19 protein-coding genes are annotated in these 15,635 nt (G+C 68.8%); 13 read left to right on the top strand and 6 right to left on the bottom strand.

The annotated features are described in order from the left end of the window. Nucleotides 1-137 precede the first annotated feature (137 nt). Both B3S45_RS04360 and B3S45_RS04365 read right to left on the bottom strand, forming a co-directional pair. Nucleotides 138-560 (bottom strand): organic hydroperoxide resistance protein, encoded by a 423-nt coding sequence (locus B3S45_RS04360; protein ID WP_194383252.1) that lies wholly within the window; start codon nt 558-560, stop codon nt 138-140. A 20-nt stretch (nt 561-580) separates the two neighbouring features. Further along, nucleotides 581-1,021 (bottom strand): MarR family winged helix-turn-helix transcriptional regulator, encoded by a 441-nt coding sequence (locus B3S45_RS04365; RefSeq protein ID WP_286717602.1) that lies wholly within the window; start codon nt 1,019-1,021, stop codon nt 581-583. An 89-nt stretch (nt 1,022-1,110) separates the two neighbouring features. On the opposite strand from B3S45_RS04365, the gene B3S45_RS04370 reads away from it, so the two are divergent. Then, nucleotides 1,111-1,842: a sulfurtransferase gene (locus B3S45_RS04370; protein WP_286717603.1), complete on the top strand. Its 732-nt coding sequence runs from the start codon at nt 1,111-1,113 to the stop codon at nt 1,840-1,842. On the opposite strand, the gene B3S45_RS04375 is transcribed toward B3S45_RS04370, so the two are convergent. Next, nucleotides 1,839-2,753, bottom strand: a complete 915-nt coding sequence (locus B3S45_RS04375) for an FAD-dependent oxidoreductase (protein ID WP_286717605.1) — start codon at nt 2,751-2,753, stop codon at nt 1,839-1,841. The two genes, B3S45_RS04370 and B3S45_RS04375, sit on opposite strands and share 4 nt — an antisense overlap. Nucleotides 2,754-2,820: 67 nt before the next feature. Between B3S45_RS04375 and B3S45_RS04380 the strand changes: the two genes are divergently transcribed. From B3S45_RS04380 to B3S45_RS04395, 4 genes are read left to right on the top strand one after another with little or no spacing between them, the layout of a single operon-like run. Next, nucleotides 2,821-3,318: a DUF427 domain-containing protein gene (locus B3S45_RS04380; RefSeq protein WP_286717607.1), complete on the top strand. Its 498-nt coding sequence runs from the start codon at nt 2,821-2,823 to the stop codon at nt 3,316-3,318. A 26-nt stretch (nt 3,319-3,344) separates the two neighbouring features. After that, nucleotides 3,345-3,965 (top strand): GyrI-like domain-containing protein, encoded by a 621-nt coding sequence (locus tag B3S45_RS04385; RefSeq protein ID WP_286717609.1) that lies wholly within the window; start codon nt 3,345-3,347, stop codon nt 3,963-3,965. Continuing rightward, entirely contained in the window at nt 3,962-5,404 is a 1,443-nt protein-coding gene (locus B3S45_RS04390; protein WP_286717611.1) for a cryptochrome/photolyase family protein, read from the top strand. The genes B3S45_RS04385 and B3S45_RS04390 overlap by 4 nt, the downstream gene beginning before the upstream one ends. Before the next feature lie 27 nt (nt 5,405-5,431). Continuing rightward, nucleotides 5,432-5,659 (top strand): RNA-binding S4 domain-containing protein, encoded by a 228-nt coding sequence (locus tag B3S45_RS04395; protein ID WP_286717613.1) that lies wholly within the window; start codon nt 5,432-5,434, stop codon nt 5,657-5,659. 19 nt (nt 5,660-5,678) lie between these two features. On the opposite strand, the gene B3S45_RS04400 is transcribed toward B3S45_RS04395, so the two are convergent. After that, nucleotides 5,679-6,869: a MalY/PatB family protein gene (locus B3S45_RS04400; protein ID WP_286717615.1), complete on the bottom strand. Its 1,191-nt coding sequence runs from the start codon at nt 6,867-6,869 to the stop codon at nt 5,679-5,681. Nucleotides 6,870-6,990: 121 nt separating this feature from the next. Between B3S45_RS04400 and B3S45_RS04405 the strand changes: the two genes are divergently transcribed. Further along, nucleotides 6,991-7,164 carry a hypothetical protein gene (locus tag B3S45_RS04405; protein ID WP_286717616.1) on the top strand — a complete coding sequence of 58 codons (174 nt, stop codon included), beginning with the start codon at nt 6,991-6,993 and terminating at the stop codon, nt 7,162-7,164. 58 nt (nt 7,165-7,222) lie between these two features. Here B3S45_RS04405 and msrA read toward each other — a convergent pair whose 3' ends face one another. Beyond that, the gene (gene msrA, locus B3S45_RS04410; RefSeq protein ID WP_286717617.1) at nt 7,223-7,768 is read right to left on the bottom strand and encodes a peptide-methionine (S)-S-oxide reductase MsrA; all 546 of its coding nucleotides are present in this window, start codon (nt 7,766-7,768) and stop codon (nt 7,223-7,225) included. Then, on the bottom strand, nt 7,765-8,241 hold the full coding sequence (gene msrB / locus B3S45_RS04415) for a peptide-methionine (R)-S-oxide reductase MsrB (RefSeq protein WP_286717618.1): 477 nt from the start codon (nt 8,239-8,241) through the stop codon (nt 7,765-7,767). The genes msrA and msrB overlap by 4 nt, the downstream gene beginning before the upstream one ends. A gap of 147 nt (nt 8,242-8,388) precedes the next feature. Here msrB and B3S45_RS04420 point away from each other — a divergent pair, with 147 nt between their 5' ends. The 7 genes from B3S45_RS04420 to B3S45_RS04450 all read left to right on the top strand — a co-directional run bounded on the left by B3S45_RS04420 (nt 8,389) and on the right by B3S45_RS04450 (nt 15,602). Continuing rightward, entirely contained in the window at nt 8,389-9,417 is a 1,029-nt protein-coding gene (locus B3S45_RS04420; protein ID WP_286717620.1) for a siderophore ABC transporter substrate-binding protein, read from the top strand. 80 nt (nt 9,418-9,497) lie between these two features. Next, complete coding sequence (locus B3S45_RS04425; protein ID WP_286717622.1) at nt 9,498-10,463, top strand: ABC transporter permease; 966 nt, start codon at nt 9,498-9,500, stop codon at nt 10,461-10,463. After that, entirely contained in the window at nt 10,460-11,446 is a 987-nt protein-coding gene (locus B3S45_RS04430) for an iron chelate uptake ABC transporter family permease subunit (RefSeq protein WP_286717624.1), read from the top strand. The genes B3S45_RS04425 and B3S45_RS04430 overlap by 4 nt, the downstream gene beginning before the upstream one ends. A gap of 1 nt (nt 11,447) precedes the next feature. Further along, complete coding sequence (locus B3S45_RS04435; protein WP_286717625.1) at nt 11,448-12,200, top strand: ABC transporter ATP-binding protein; 753 nt, start codon at nt 11,448-11,450, stop codon at nt 12,198-12,200. 115 nt (nt 12,201-12,315) lie between these two features. Further along, nucleotides 12,316-12,870: a PadR family transcriptional regulator gene (locus tag B3S45_RS04440; RefSeq protein WP_286717627.1), complete on the top strand. Its 555-nt coding sequence runs from the start codon at nt 12,316-12,318 to the stop codon at nt 12,868-12,870. Nucleotides 12,871-12,918: 48 nt separating this feature from the next. Then, nucleotides 12,919-14,601: an ABC1 kinase family protein gene (locus tag B3S45_RS04445; protein WP_286717630.1), complete on the top strand. Its 1,683-nt coding sequence runs from the start codon at nt 12,919-12,921 to the stop codon at nt 14,599-14,601. Between the two features lie 59 nt (nt 14,602-14,660). Next, on the top strand, nt 14,661-15,602 hold the full coding sequence (locus B3S45_RS04450; RefSeq protein ID WP_286717632.1) for a DMT family transporter: 942 nt from the start codon (nt 14,661-14,663) through the stop codon (nt 15,600-15,602). Nucleotides 15,603-15,635 lie beyond the last annotated feature (33 nt).

Below are 15,635 nucleotides of genomic sequence, written 5' to 3' on the forward strand. Positions count from 1 at the left end.
CAACCCGCGAATATCAGACTGACCACGCGTCACAGAACACGCCGCACACCCCGCCCCCACGCGCGAACGACGAAGCGCCGCCCGGCAGCCAGCCAGGCGGCGCTTCACCCTGCCCACTTGACAGAACGAACCACATATCAGTCGTCGGAGACGGTGACCGTGACGTCGATGTTCCCGCGGGTGGCGTTCGAATACGGGCAGATCTGGTGCGCGGCGTCGGCGAGCGCCTGCGCCTGGTCGGCGGGGAGGTTGGGGATCACGACCTCGAGTTCGACGGCGAGGCCGAAGCCGCCCTCGCCGTTGCTGCCGATATGCACGCGTGATCCGACGCTCGTGTCCTCGAGAGTCACCTTCTGTGCGCGGGCGGCCGCCTGGAGCGCGCTGTGGAAGCATGCGGCGTATCCGGCGGCGAAGAGCGCTTCGGGATTGGCCCCGCCGCCGGGGCCACCCATCTCACGGGGGATGCGCAGGTCCATGTCGACGTGACCGTCGCGCGTCTTGACGGCTCCCGCGCGTCCTTCTCCCGTGGCGAGGGCCTCGGCGGTGTAGATGGCGTCCATGGTGGTCCTTCCGTGTGATGTCACGAGACGGTCGCCTCGTTGCTCGCCTGCACGTGCGCGGTCAGCTCGTGCAGGGAGTCCAGAAGTGCGCGGGCGGCCTCCATGCCGATGCCCATGCACTGCGCGATCTGCCGGGGCACATCCGCCATGTCGTGTCGCATGCTCGAGCCCGCGCCCGTCAGTGCGACATCCACGACGCGCTCGTCGTCGCTGCGGCGCGTGCGGGTCAGCAACCCGCGGCTCTCGAGGCGCTTCAGCAGCGGAGAGAGGGTGCCGGAGTCGAGCGCGAGGCGGTCGCCGAGCTCGCGCACGGAGAGCGGACCCTCGGTCCAGAGGGCGACGAGCACGAGGTACTGCGGGTAGGTCATGTGCCACGGCTCGAGGACGCGTCGGTAGGCCTGCGTGGTCGACCTACTCGCGGCGTAGAGCGAGAAGCACACCATGTCGTCGATCCCGGGCATGTCCATGAGTATTGTGCACAATTGAATTGAGCACAACCAAATGTGGGATGCGGCGCTGCGCGAGCGTGCCGACCGCGTAGCCTGGGGGCGTGTCATCCGTGCTGAACGTCAGCGCCTACCTCTTCACCGCGCTGGACGGTCTCGAGGAGCGGCGCGAGCGCCTTCGGGCGCGTGCGGTCGCCGCCGGGGTTCGGGGCACGATCATCCTCGCCGCAGAGGGCATCAACCTCTTCCTCGCGGGCGACGCCGCGGCGGTGCGCGGCATCCTCGACGATCTGCGGGCGGAGGAGCGGTTCGCGAACCTGACGGCGAAGGAGAGCTGGTCGCGCGAGCAGCCCTTCCGGAAGATGGTCGTCAAGATCAAGCGCGAGATCATCCGCATGGATCGACCGGCCATCCGGCCGGAGGGCGGGCGAGCTCCCGCTGTGTCGCCGCAGACCCTCAAGCGGTGGCTGGATGACGGGGTGGACGATCACGGCCGAGAAGTCGTGATGCTCGACACGCGCAACGGCTTCGAAGTCGACTACGGCCGCTTCGCGGGGGCGATCGACTGGCGCATCGAGCGCTTCACGCAGTTCCCCGACGCGGCGAGCGCGGCTCGGGGGAGTCTCGTCGGCAAGACCGTCGTCAGTTACTGCACCGGCGGAATCCGATGCGAGAAGGCGGCGATCCACCTTCGCGAGCAGGGTGTCGAGGCGTTTCAGCTCGATGGCGGCGTCCTGGGCTACTTCGAGCACGTCGGGGGAGCCCACTGGGACGGAGACTGCTTCGTCTTCGACGAGCGCGAGGCGGTCGGCCCCGATCTCGCGCCGCGTCGCTAAGGCGACAGGACTGCTCGCGCCGCTCGCTTTCCCGACACGAGGGCGCCCTGAATCGATGCGGTGTCCCGGTGATCGCCCGCGACGAACACGCCCTCTGCGATCCGTGTCGGCGAGGCGACGCGAAGCGGCGCTGCCTGTGCCGGAAGAGCGTGTGGGATGTCATCCCGGCGCAGGACCGACCAGTCGCCCGCCCGGGAACCCCAGATCTCCTCGAGGTGTCGGCGGACCTGTGGCTCGTCGGGGGCGCGGGTCTCCGAGAGCAGGCACGTCGCCTGGACGAGATGCTTGCCGGGAGGGGCGTATGTCGCGACGGTGTGCGGCATCGCCACGGTGTTGATGACGGGGCCGGATCGTCGCCCGTCGACGTGGACGGCGGCCGACGACGGCGGCGCAGCTGACGCGTCGAACCACCAGGTCTGAAGTCCACGCGTGCGGGGGCGGCTCACATCGATCAGGTTGGAGACCGCGTCTGGACCCACCGCGACGACGACCGTCTCCGCGATGACCGGGCCTGCGCCGTCGATCTCGACGCGCATGCGACCCGACGCGCGATCGATACGCGACGCGCGATGGGACAGCCGGATGCGTCCGCCGGCGTCGGTGACGCGCCGGGCGAGCTGGTGCGGGAGAGCCTGAATGCCGTCCGCGGGAAGTCCCGGGCGCCCGAGCACGAACATGCGCACGAGGAGCCGCACGAAGGCGTCGGAAGTGGTGCCGGTGTCATCCGCGATCACTCCGGCGAGGAAGGGCTCCAGCAGGAGGAACCCGTCGACCCGATCCGTGCGCTGACGGCCGCCCACTCGTGAACCGGCCTCGACGACGACCACGTCGCGTCCTGCCTCGGCGAGCGCGAGCGCACAACGCAGACCGGCGATGCCTGCGCCGATGACGATGACCTCCGTCGTGTCCACGGCCCGAGCCTATGAGCACGGAGTCGACGGCAGCGCCGGGTGGCGCACGGAGTCCTACCCTGGGATCATGCGTCACCCTCAGCCCGATCCGGTCGGTCCGGGACAGGAGTCTGTTTGGGACTACCCCCGGCCACCCCGCGTCGAACGCGTCGACAGCCGCGCGGTGATCACGCTCGGCGGCGACGTGATCGTCGACATCGACGACGTGGTGCGCGTGCTCGAGACGAGTCATCCGCCGACGTACTACCTGCCTCTCGCTGCTTTCGCTCCTGGCGCCCTCACGCGGGGCGAAGGAGCCTCGGCCTGCGAGTTCAAAGGGCGCGCCCGCTATTTCGACGTCCACGGCGGCGGGCAGACCCGCCCTCGTGCGGCGTGGAACTACCCGTCGCCGCTGACGGGGTTCGAGACGCTCGCCGACCGTGTCGCGGTGTACGCCGAGAGCATGGATCGGTGCGAGATCGGCGGGGTTCTCGTGCGACCGCAGCACGGCAACTTCTACGGCGGATGGATCACGCCCGACGTGGTGGGTCCGTTCAAGGGCGTGCCGGGGTCCCTCGGGTGGTGACCCGCGGAGAGGAGAGGTGAGGCGAGGTGAAGATCGACCTCAAGAAGGAGCTCTCGGGCTACGCGGCGCGGCGAGGCGTTTTCGACGACGTCGACATTCCGCGCCGCCGGTACGCGATGATCGACGGAGCAGGTGACCCGAACACCACCGTCGCGTACCGCGACGCGGTCGCGACGCTCTACACCTTCTCTTTCCCCCTGAAGTTCCTCAGCAAGCAGGAGCTCGGCGTCGACTACGTCGTCGGTCCCCTCGAGGCGCTGTGGTGGGCGGACGATCTCGCTTTCTTCACGGCGGCCCGAGACAAGAAGCGGTGGAAGTGGTCCGCGATGATCGTCGTGCCCGATGCGGTCGCCGAGGACCAGATCGATCGAGCGCTTGCGCGCGCGGCTGACAAGGGCGCCCCGGCGATCGAGCGCCTGCGCATCGCGTCGGTGGATGAGGGGCGATGCGTTCAGACGCTGCACGTCGGTCCGTACGACGACGAGGGCCCGGTGCTCGCGCGGATGCACGACGAGGCGATTGCGGGCAGGGGACTGCGGATGCGCGGACATCACCACGAGATCTATCTCGGCGATCCGCGTCGCACGGCGCCGGAGAGACTGCGCACCATCCTGCGTCAGCCGGTGACCGAGGCCGAGGCATCGTGAAGGCTGCACTGATCCTCGGCACCCAGCTGTTCGCGGCTCATCCGGCGTATGCCGAAGACGACATCGACGTGTTCTTCTTCATCGAGGCGCGGTCGTCCTTCGTCAAACGGCGCTATCACGCGCACAAGCGGGTGCTGATCCTGGCGGGCATGCGGCAGGCGTCGTCTCGTCTCGAGGCGGACGGCCGCACGGTCCGGCGGGTCCCCCTCGGTGAGGGCAGTGGATTCGCGGACGCTCTGCGCCGCCTCATCCGCGAGTTCGGTGTCGACGGGCTCGCGTGGATGAGTGCGACCGACCGTGGGGTCGACGGCCGCATCCGTCGGATCTGCGACGACGAGGGCATCGCGACGCGCGTCTACGACGATGCTCTCTTCCTCACTCCGGCGGAGGAGGTCGACCGCTGGTTCGCCGAGCACGAGGGCGCGCGCATGGAGGACTTCTACCGGTGGCAGCGTCGACGAACCGGAATCCTCATGGACGGTGGGAAGCCGGCCGGCAGGCGGTGGAACTTCGACGCGGAGAATCGCGAACCGCTCCCGAAGGGCGGCGTCGAGATTCCGCCCCTTCCGATCGGGCCGGCCGACGAGGCCACCGCGGGCGCGATCGAAGACGTCGGGCGGCACTTTCCGGATGCGCCGGGCGACCCCACCGAGTTCTGGCTGCCGGTCACGCCAGAGACATCGCGCTCATGGCTGAACGCCTTCGTCACCGAGCGGCTCGCGTCTTTCGGCCGATACGAGGACGCGATGGACGCCGACGAGGCGTTCCTCTTCCACGGCGTGCTCAGCCCTCTGCTGAACGTCGGCCTCCTGACCGTCGATGAGGTGGTCCGTGCTGCAGTCGGGCGTCGCGATGAGGTGCCGCTGGCCTCCCTCGAGGGCTTCGTGAGACAGGTGATCGGCTGGCGCGAGTACATGCGCGGCGCGTACCGAGCCTGGCCGGAGCTGATGCACGCGAATCACTTCGCGCTGCGGCGCTCTCTCGAGGACTGGTGGTACACCGGCGAGGGGGTGCCGGAAGACCTGCCGGTGCCGGTCCGCACCGTGCTGGCGCGTGTCATCCGTCACGGGTACGCGCACCACATCGAGCGACTGATGGTGCTCGGCAACTGGTTCCTGCTCCAGGGCTACGATCCGCGAGAGGTGTACGAGTGGTTCTCGAGCCTCTTCGTCGACGCGTACGAATGGGTCATGGTGCCGAACGTGCAGGGAATGAGTCAATACGCCGACGGTGGCCGGGTCGCCACGAAGCCGTACATCTCGGGAGGGGCGTATCTGCAGCGGATGGGTTCGTGGTGGTCCAGCGACAAGGCCGCACGCGATTCCGCCTTCACCGACGCCTACTGGACGTTCCTCGACGAGCACGAGGATCAGCTGACCGGCAATCCGCGGCTGAACATGCCGCTCGCCCAGATGCGCAAGCGCCGCGCATCCGGGTAGTCCGGGAGCGATCGCTAGAATGCGGACATGGACACGCCCGAACGGATCGAAGACGTCCCGATCGGCGGCGACGGCATCCGGCTCGGTCAGTTCGTCAAGTTCGCCGGGCTCCTGGACTCGGGCGGCGATGTGAAGGAAGCCATCATCGACGGTTTCGTGACCGTCAACGGCGACGTCGATCGCCGTCGGGGTCGCCAGCTGCAGGTCGGAGACATCGTGTCGTTCGAAGACCGCACCCTGCGCGTCTGTCCCTGAGCGGGACCTCGGCGCGCGGTCATGCGGCGGGGGAGCGCTCCGCCCGGCCCTGCTCGTGGCGTGCCAAGGCGGCACCGATCCGGCGAATCGCGTCTTCGAGGATCGGCCGCGGCAGGGCGAAGATGATGCGGGCATGTCCGATCGCCGCCTCTCCGCAGGCGGCGCCGTCGGTGAGGGCGACGTCGGCGTGCACGCGGAACCATTCTCCGAGATCGCCTTCGAGGTCGTACGCGCGGAAGTCGATGAGGGCGATGTAGGTGCCTTCCGGCACCGTGACCCGCGCCCGAGGCGCGTGTTCGGCGAGCAGATCGACGAGCGCGTGCCGGTTGCCGTCGAGGTAGTCGACGGTCTCCGCCAGCCAGGCCGCGCCGTCGGTGTACGCCGCCACGTTCGCCACGACGCCGAGCGTGGAGGTGCCGTGCCCCGACCACATCGCGTGTTCCGCCCAGAGAGCCGCATCGGCGTCGTTGGACACGATCAGCTGCGCGCACTTGAGTCCGGCGAGATTGAAGGCCTTCGACGCCGACGCGGCGGTGATCGTGTGCGACGCCGCCGCCTCCGAGACCGACGCGTAGGGGATGTGCCGCGCGCCGTCGAACACGAGAGGCGCGTGGATCTCGTCGGCGAAGACCCGCCCGCCCTTCGCGTCGACGACGGCCGCCACCGCGTCGAGCTCATCGCGCGTGAACACGGTCCCCAGCGGGTTGTGCGGGTTGCATAGGACCAGCAGCCCGGCGCCGTCGTCGAAGGCCCGACCGATCGCGTCCAGGTCCATCGTCATGCGCCCATCCCGTTCGACGCTCGGCACCTGGATCACCTCCCGGCCGTGCATCTGCGGCACGAACAGGAACGGCATGTAGGCCGGCGTGGGCACGATCACCGCGGATCCCGCGGGCATGAAGTGCTCGATGGTCGACTCGAAAGCGGCGATCACATCCGGCACGGGGTGGATCCGCCCCACCGGGATCTCCCATCCGAAGCGACTCGCGTACCAGTCGGCGGTCGCCCGTGCGAGGTCGGCGGTGAGCCACGGCGGCAGGTACCCGGTGAGTCCGCGAGCGGCGGCGGAGCTGAGCGCCTCCTGGATCGCCGGCGCGACGCCGAAGTCCATCTCGGCGACCCACGCTCCCGTCTTTCCGGGGTACGCGGTCCACTTCATGCTGCCCGCGGCGCGCAGGTCCGCTTCGGTGATCTCGTCGTATCTGCTCACCGTTGCTGATCCCTTCGGTGGATTTTCGGCCGTGGAGCATGCGTCCGTGTCGCGGACACTCCACCGTCGCACAGATTGTCAAGCGGGTGCGTCGCGGTGGCGCGATTCGTAGCGTGAGGACATGAGCGAACGAGAACACCTCACGGCCGAGGACAAGACGCGTCTTGCCGCGGGTGAGAGCGACACCCTTCCGCCCGCACCGCCCGCACCGCCCGCAGCCGGCGGCGACTCGCAACCGCCCCTGCCCTCACCTGACACGCCCGCGCCCGACGACGACGAGCGCGAGGAGGACTGAACGACGTGCGGGCCGGACGCGCCCCGTCGGCGCCATCCGGCCCGCACGTCGGTATCGATCAGGCTGTGGCCTCCGAGCGCTTCGGCAGCACCCAGTCGCGTCGCGGAAAGTGGCACGTGTAGCCGTTCGGGATGCGCAGGAGGTAGTCCTGGTGCTCGGGTTCAGCCTCCCAGAACGGGCCTGACTCCTCGATGGTCGTGACGGCCCTGTCCGGCCACAGACCCGATGCGTCGACGTCGGCGATCGTGTCTCGTGCGACGCGCTCCTGCTCCGGATTCACGGGGAAGATCGCCGAACGGTAGCTCGTGCCGATGTCGTTGCCCTGACGATTCAGCGTCGACGGGTCGTGAATCTGGAAGAAGAACGCCAGGATGTCTCGGAACGAGGTCTTGGCGGGGTCGAAGACGATCTCTACCGCCTCGGCGTGCCCCGGGTGGTTGCGATAGGTGGCGTGCGCGTTGTCACCCCCCGTGTATCCGACGCGTGTCTGCACGACCCCCGGCTGTCGGCGGATGAGATCCTGCATGCCCCAGAAGCAGCCGCCCGCGAGCACGGCGGTCTCGAGGCCGGGGACGGTGGTGATGGATCCGTTGTCGGTGGTCATGCGACGTTCTCCTCGGTGTGGTCGGTTGTGGTGGCGTCGAACAGCGAGCGGGAGGCGCCATATCCCTGCTCGTCGAGGTCTGCGAGCGGCACGAAGCGCAGCGCGGCCGAGTTCATGCAGTATCTCAGCCCGCCCTCGCTCCGTGGGCCGTCTCGGAAGACGTGACCGAGGTGGCTGTCCGCCGATGACGAGCGCACTTCGGTGCGCGGCATCAGGAGCTTCCAATCGGTGCGCGTCCGGACGGCGTCGTCGTCGATCGGTCGCGTGAAGCTCGGCCACCCGGTGCCGCTGTCGTACTTGTCCGTCGAGGCGAACAGCGGCTGCCCCGATACGACATCGACGTAGATGCCCTCCTCGTGGTTGTTCCAGTAGGCATTGGCGAAGGCGGGCTCCGTTCCCTCGCGCTGGGTGACGCGGTACTGCGTCTCCGTGAGGCGCTCGATCGCCTCGGGTGTCTTGCGGTAGTCGCTCATGTCGGTTCCTCTCGCATCTCGACGCGGCTGGCTGCGGCGTCATCAGTGGTAACCGTCGTCGGCGGCGATTTGGTCCCGGTGGCCTGGATGCGCGCTGTGAGTCCGCCGGATGTGCGCTCAGCTTTTGGTTAGGTTAGCCTTACCCACATGTCACATCCACGTCTTCCCCTCGTTCTTGTCGCGCTGACCGGCGTTGCTCTGGTCGCGAGCGCCTGCGCATCGTCCGAGCCTGCCGCCGAGACGCAGGAGACCGTCACGGAGACTGTCACCGTGGCGGACGCAAAGCCGACGCTCGTCCTCGTCGAAGAGGACGGCGAGTCCTCCTACCGGGAGGACCCCGGCGCTGCGCGCGATTCCGTCGAGGTCCCCTACCAGCCCGAAGCGGTCGTCACCTTCGACATCGCCACTCTCGACACGCTGGATGCGATCGGAGCCGGTGACGCCGTGGTCGGCATCCCCGACATCGCTCTGCCGGAGTACCTTTCGGACTACGCGGATCTCCCGAAGGTCGGTTCGCTGTTCGAGCCCGACTTCGAAGCCGTGGCAGAACTCGAACCCGACCTTATCGTCGTGGCCGCGCGCAGCACCGCTCAGTACGACGAGCTGTCGGAGATCGCCACGACGATCGACCTGACCGGCACCAGCGGGGGCACGTTCGATCCGGCCGCGGGCCTGGTGCGTGCGGAGCAGCTGGGCGAGATCTTCGGCGCCGAAGACGCCGTGGCCGAGCAGGTCGCGGAGATCGAGGCGCTCGAGACGCAGATCGAGGAATCCATCGACGGCACGGCTCTCGTGCTGTCGGTCTCCGGCGGAGAGTACGGTGCCTTCGGTGAGGGCTCCCGCTTCGGTTACTTCTTCGACGAGCTCGGCTTCACGCCGGCCGTCGCGGCCGCGGAGCTTCCCGGTGCGGAAGGCTCGCCGCACGGTGACACGGTCACCAACGAGTTCCTCCTCTCGGCGAACCCGGAGTGGATCATCGTCTTCGACCGCGGCGCCGCGATCGGCGACTCCAGCAGTGCGAGCGAGACCCTCGACAACGAGCTGGTCGCGCAGACGACGGCGGGCGCGGAGGACCAGATCATCGAGCTCCCCGCGAGTGAGCTGTACATCGTCATCAACGGACTCACCGCGATCGAGAACGTGCTGACGACGGTCGGCGACGAACTCACCGCGTGACGGATGCTCTGACCACGCACGGTTCCGATCGGAGAGGCCCGCTCGCGCGGGTCTCTCCGTCCGTGCTGATCGTCGCGGGGATGGCACTGACCGCCGTCCTCGCGACGATATCGCTGTTCATCGGCGTCGCCGAGCTCGACGCATTCGTGCTGTTCGCCAGTCGCGTGCCGCGGACGGTGGCCCTGATCCTCGCAGGCGCCGCGTTCGCCGTCACCGGGCTCATCATGCAGTTGCTGGTGCGCAACCGCTTCGTCGAGCCCTCGACCACCGGCGCCGCCGACGCGGGAAGCCTCGCCCTCCTCGGCGTGCTGATGACCACGCCCGGCATGCCGATCTGGGGGAAGGCGATCGCAGCGTCGCTCGGCGCGTTGGTGGGCGTCCTGGGATTCCTGGCGCTCTCGCGGCGGATCCCGGCCCGATCCAGTGTGCTGGTGCCTATCGTGGGCCTGCTCTACGGCGGACTGATCGGAGCGATCACGACCTTCATCGCCTATCGCTCCGACATGCTCCAGGAGCTGCTGGCGTGGGGCGTGGGTGACTTCTCCGGCATTCTCCGCGGTCGCTACGAGATGCTCTACCTCGCAGCCGCCGCGGCGCTCATTGCCTGGGTGGCGGCCGATCGGTTCACGGTCGCCGGCCTCGGCCAGGACACCGCGCGCGGCCTCGGCCTCGACACACGGGTGATCTTCGCCCTCGGCGTCATCATCATCGCGATCGTCACCGGCACCATGATGGTCGTCACCGGCGCCATTCCCTTCCTCGGTCTCATCGTGCCCAACGTCGTCAGTCGCCTCATCGGTGACAACATGCGCCGCGCGGTACCGCTGGTCGCGCTGCTGGGCGCTGCGCTCGTGCTGCTCTGCGACATCGTCGGCCGCGTTGTGCGGTTCCCTTTCGAGATACCGATCTCCATCGTCATGGGCGTGATCGGTGGCGCCGTCTTCCTCTGGCTTCTGCTGAGCACGGCCCGGCCGGTCGACGGGGTCGCTCCGCGCCGGCGTGGGCGGCCACAGGCACGGTCGCTGCGGAAGGAGGGGACGGGATGAGCGACTCCGGCACCTCGCACCGGGCGCGAAGTGCGCTCGCTTCGCACGAGCTCCGGCTGGCGATCGTCGTCGCGCTGGCTGCGATCGCGATCGCGATCTACCTGTTCACCGATCTGCCGGGGCGGTGGGAGTACGCGCTCGGACTCAGGTGGCGCACGATCGCCGGGATGGTGATCGCGGCGAGCGCGGTGGGTGCGGCCACCGTTCTGTTCCAGACCATCACCGCCAACCGCATCCTGACGCCCGGGATCATGGGCTTCGACGCCGTCTTCATGGCCATCCAGGTGGTGACCGCCTTCGCGATCGGTCCTGCCGTGCTCGTCGCGGCCCCCGCGATCGCAAGCTGGACGGTCGAGCTGGTCCTCATGGCGGGGACGGTCACCCTGCTCTACTGGTGGCTGTTCGTGCGCCGCAGATACGACCTGCACGTCATCGTGCTCGCCGGCCTCGTCCTCGGAGTGATGTTCCGCTCCGTGACCTCGTTCCTGCAGCGTCTCCTCGATCCGGACACCTTCGCCGTCGTACAGGATCTGCTGTTCGCCAGCTTCACGTCGATCGACCGCGAGCTCCTGCTCCCCAGCGCCGTCCTGGTCGGGGTGGCCGCGATGTCGCTCTGGCCCATCCGCCGTTCCCTCGACGTGCTCTCCCTCGGGGAGTCCACCGCGGTGTCCCTGGGCGTCGCCCATCGTCGCGTCACGATGCACGTGGTTTTGGTCATCGCCGTGCTCGTCGCGGTGTCCACCGCTCTCGTCGGCCCGGTGACCTTCTTCGGTCTTCTGGTGGCCAACGTCGCCTACGGCCTCGTGGGTCACCGTCACGCCCTGAGCGTGCCGACCGCCATCGCGACCGGGGTGATCGCCCTCGTTGGCGGACAGCTCATCCTCGACCGACTGCTCGGCTTCTCCACCGAACTGCCGGTCGTCATCGAGTTCGCGGGTGGACTCTTCTTCATCGTCCTCGTCATCTCGGGAAGGGCCCGCTGACATGATCCAGACCGAGTCCGTCGCAAAACGTCACGGCAGCGTCGTCGCGCTCGAGCACGTGACGCTGGAGATCCGACAAGGGTTCACCGCGATCATCGGACCGAACGGAGCGGGGAAATCCACGCTCCTGGCCACCATCGGCCGCCTCGTCGGAGCCGACGCCGGCACCATCACCGTCGGGGGACTGGACGTCGTCACGACCCGCTCGCGCGAGCTGGCCCGCCGGCTCGCGATCCTGCGCCAGGACAACCACCTCGCCATCCGTCTGAGTGTCGAGGACCTGGTCGGATACGGCCGCTTCCCTCACGGCAGATCGGGTCGCACGGCCGATGATCGCGCGCACGTCGAGCGCGCACTGGACCTGCTCGACCTTCAGCCGGTGCGCCGGCGATTCCTGGACGAGCTCTCCGGGGGTCAGCGGCAGCGGGCGTTCGTCGCGATGGCGCTCGCGCAGAACACGGACCATCTGCTGCTCGACGAGCCGCTGAACAACCTGGACCCCCGTCATGCCGTCAGTCTCATGAAGCTCCTGCGGCGGCTGGTCGCGGAGCGCGAGATGACGGTCGTCGTCGTGATGCACGACATCAACGTCGCGGGACAGTTCGCCGATGACGTCGTGGCGATGCGCGACGGGCGTGTGCTGCATCACGGACCCGTCACCGAGGTCGTCACCGCGGAGAACCTGGAATCCCTCTATGAGACGCCGGCCGAGGTCGTCGAGGTGGGGGACCGGCGCGTCGTGCTCTGGCGCTAGGCGTCCGGCGCTGGCAACTCGCTGAGAAGGACCCACCGGGGCTTCGCGCGAGCGTACAGTGGCGATATATCGTCCACTATCGCCCGCCCATCGGCCGGCGAAGAAGGGAGCTCTCGTGAACACGTCATTCTCAACTGGACAGTTCGGCCCCGGGCGCGGCTTCACCGGCGGCGGCATCTTCGACGCCGTCGACCAGCTGCGCGAGGCCTTCGAGCAGCGGTTCCCGACGCGCATGGCCCGCGGCGACGTGCGCTCCGCGGTGCTCGCCCTGCTGCTCGAGAAGCCGATGCACGGGTATCAGATCATCGCCGAGATCGGCGAGCGCAGCGGGGGAATGTGGAAGCCGAGCCCCGGTTCGGTGTATCCGACGCTGCAGATGCTCACCGACGAGGGTCTGGTCGTCGCGGAGGAGTCCGGGGGCAAGAAGACCTACTCCCTGACCGAGGCGGGACGCGCCGAGGCCGAGTCGAGTGGAGAACGCTCGGCGCCGTGGGAGATGCCGGGGATGAAGGATGCGGCGCGCGCCGCGACGCTTCCCAAGGCGGGTGTGAAGCTCGCGCAGGCCGCCGCGCAGGTGGCGCAGCACGGTACCGCGGAGCAGGTCGCCGAAGCGGAGCGAGTTCTCGACGAGGCACGACGTAAGCTCTATTCGATCCTCGCCCAGGACTGACCGGATGCCGACCCGCGTCGGCTTCGGGCATCGCGTACAGGAGGCTCGATGACCGACGTGCGGCATACCCGCGCGCGCTACCGACGCATTCTGCGCTTCGCCGCGCGATACATGCTGCAGGCCTGGTGGTTCGAGCTCTTCCTGCCCCGGATCGGTCTGGCCTCGCTCGCCGCCCGCGGACGCGCGCGCCGGCTGCAGCGTCTCGCGCGGAACTTCCACACCCTCGCCGTGGCGCTGGGCGGCCTCATGATCAAGGTGGGGCAGTTCATGTCCTCGCGCCTGGACGTGCTGCCGCCCGAGATCACCGCCGAGCTCGAAGGCCTGCAGGATGAGGTGCCTCCGGTCGACTTCGACGCGATCCGGATGCTCACCGAGGCCGAACTCGGGGCGCCCCTGTCGGGCGTGTACGAGTGTGTCGATCCCACGCCGGTTGCTGCTGCGTCCCTCGGCCAGGCACATCGCGCTCGGCTGACTCCGGCGGAGGCGGCCCTCACCGGGTTCGCCGATGTCGTCGTCAAGGTGCAGCGTCCCGGAATCGACCAGATCGTCGACGTCGACCTGGCTGCGCTGCGTCGTGTGGCGGCCTGGCTCGATCGCGTGCGGGTCGTGCGCGAGCACGTCGACCTGCCGGCGCTGTTGGAGGAATTCGCGGTCACCAGCCTCGAGGAGATCGACTACATCCACGAGGCCGCCAACGCCGAGCGGTTCCGCGACGACTTCGCCGATGATGCGCGGGTCGTCGCACCCGAGGTCGCGTGGGAACGCTCGACGCGACGCGTGCTCACCCTCGCCGATGTCACGGCCATCAAGATCACCGATCGCGACGCCCTGCGCGACGCGGGGATCGATCCGACCGAGGTCGCCCACGCGTTCGCGGCGGTGATGTTCGAGCAGCTGTTCAGCCACGGCTACTTCCACGCCGATCCGCATCCCGGCAACGTCTTCGTCACTCCGACGCCCGACGGCGATCGGCCGTGGACGCTGACGTTCATCGACTTCGGCATGATGGGCGAGGTCCCCGACCGGCTCCGGCAGGGGCTGCAGCGCCTCATCGTCGCGGTGGCGGCACGCAACGGCCGGCAGCTCGTGGACAGCATCCGAGACGTCGGTGTGCTGCTGCCGTCGGCCGACACGGTCGAACTCGAACGTGCGATGACAGCACTGTTCGCCCGCTTCGGTGGAATGGGGTTCGCGGAGCTGCAGGAGGTCGACCCGCGGGAGTTCCGCGACTTCGCGGTGGAGTTCCGCGACCTGGTGCGGCGGATGCCGTTCCAGCTCCCGGAGAATTTCCTGCTCGTGATCCGTGCGGTCTCCCTCACGTCGGGCGTGTGCAGCGCCCTCGACCCCGCCTTCAACATCTGGGATGCGGTGGAACCGTACGCGCAGCGACTCATCCGCGACGAGCAGGGCAACGTCGTGCAGGCGTTCGCAAAGGAGGCGGTGTCGGTCGCGGGACTGGTGGCGCGCATGCCGCGCCGCATGGACGACGTGCTCAGCCGGCTCGAAGAGGGACGCCTGAGCGTGGACGCACCGAGGCTGGACACGCGACTGCGCGGGCTCGAGGTCCTCGCCCGCCGCGTGGTGTCCGCCGTCCTGTTCGCGGGGCTCCTGATCGCCGGTGCGGTCCTGCGCCCCGATGACCCCGTGGCCGGGACGGCGCTCATGATCGCGTCGGTCCCGGCGCTCCTGCACGCGCTGCTCGCGGGATTCGTCTCACGCCGCATCCCGTGACGCCACGCCACGGCTGCTGCCGCTAGCGTGGACGCCGTGCGATCGAGAGAAGCCACCCGGTGACCATCACCTCGTTCCCGATCATCGGCATCGCACTGGCGGTGCTGTCGGCTCTCCTGCTGACACTCGGCAACTTCCTGCAATCCCGCGGCGTCGCGCGCACCTCTGCGCAGGGGAATGGGCTCGGCCCCGCGCACTTCTCGCGACTCGTGCGCGACCCCGTCTGGCTCGGCGGCAGCGCGCTGTTCGGTCTCGCCATCCTCGTGCAGCTGGCAGCGCTGGCCTTCGCGCCCCTGATGGTCGTGCAGCCCGTCGGAGTCGTCGCGCTCGTCTTCGCGTCACTGCTCACCGCGTGGGTGACAAAGACCCCGCCGCGCGTGCGCGAGATCGTTGCGATCGCGGTCTGCGTGGCCGGACTCGGGATCTTCGTCTCCGTCGCCGCTGCGGTCAGCGTGCAGACCACCATCACGAATCGCCAGCTGATCGCGGTGCTCATCGTCCTGCTGCTCGTGCTCGCCGTCACGGTCGGAGCCGCGATCGGCCTGAGACGACGGCGCATGCCGCCGGTCGTCTACGTGCTGCTCGGCGGCCTGTACTCCGGGTTCGTCGCCACGCTCGGCAAGACCGTCATCCTGCGTGTGCAGACGGCCGTCGTTCGCGGCAACGTGGTGCTCGACGAGACGAATCTCCTCACGATCGCGTGCGCAGCGGGGATCGCCGTGGCCGGAGCCCTGTCCATCTGGTGCGTGCAGACCGCGCATACCGTCAACAGCCCACAGGTCGTGGTGGCGGGACTGACCGTGGTCGACCCGTTCGTGGCCGTCGTGCTCGGGATCACCGTGCTGCAGGAGGCGGCTTCGGCGCCGTGGTGGAGCTTCCTGGTCTTCGCAGCGACGGGCATGGCCGCGATGGCGGGGGTCTGGATGCTCGCGCGCGACCAGGCCGATCCGGCTCGTCCGGCGCCGGTGGTGTCGGCGCGTCGCCGGGATCCGGATCGGTGACTACGCTCGAGGACACCGCCGCTTCCGCACCGC

Source organism: Microbacterium sp. UBA1612, from assembly GCF_002321605.1.
GTDB classification, from domain to species: Bacteria; Actinomycetota; Actinomycetes; order Actinomycetales; family Microbacteriaceae; genus Microbacterium; species Microbacterium luteum.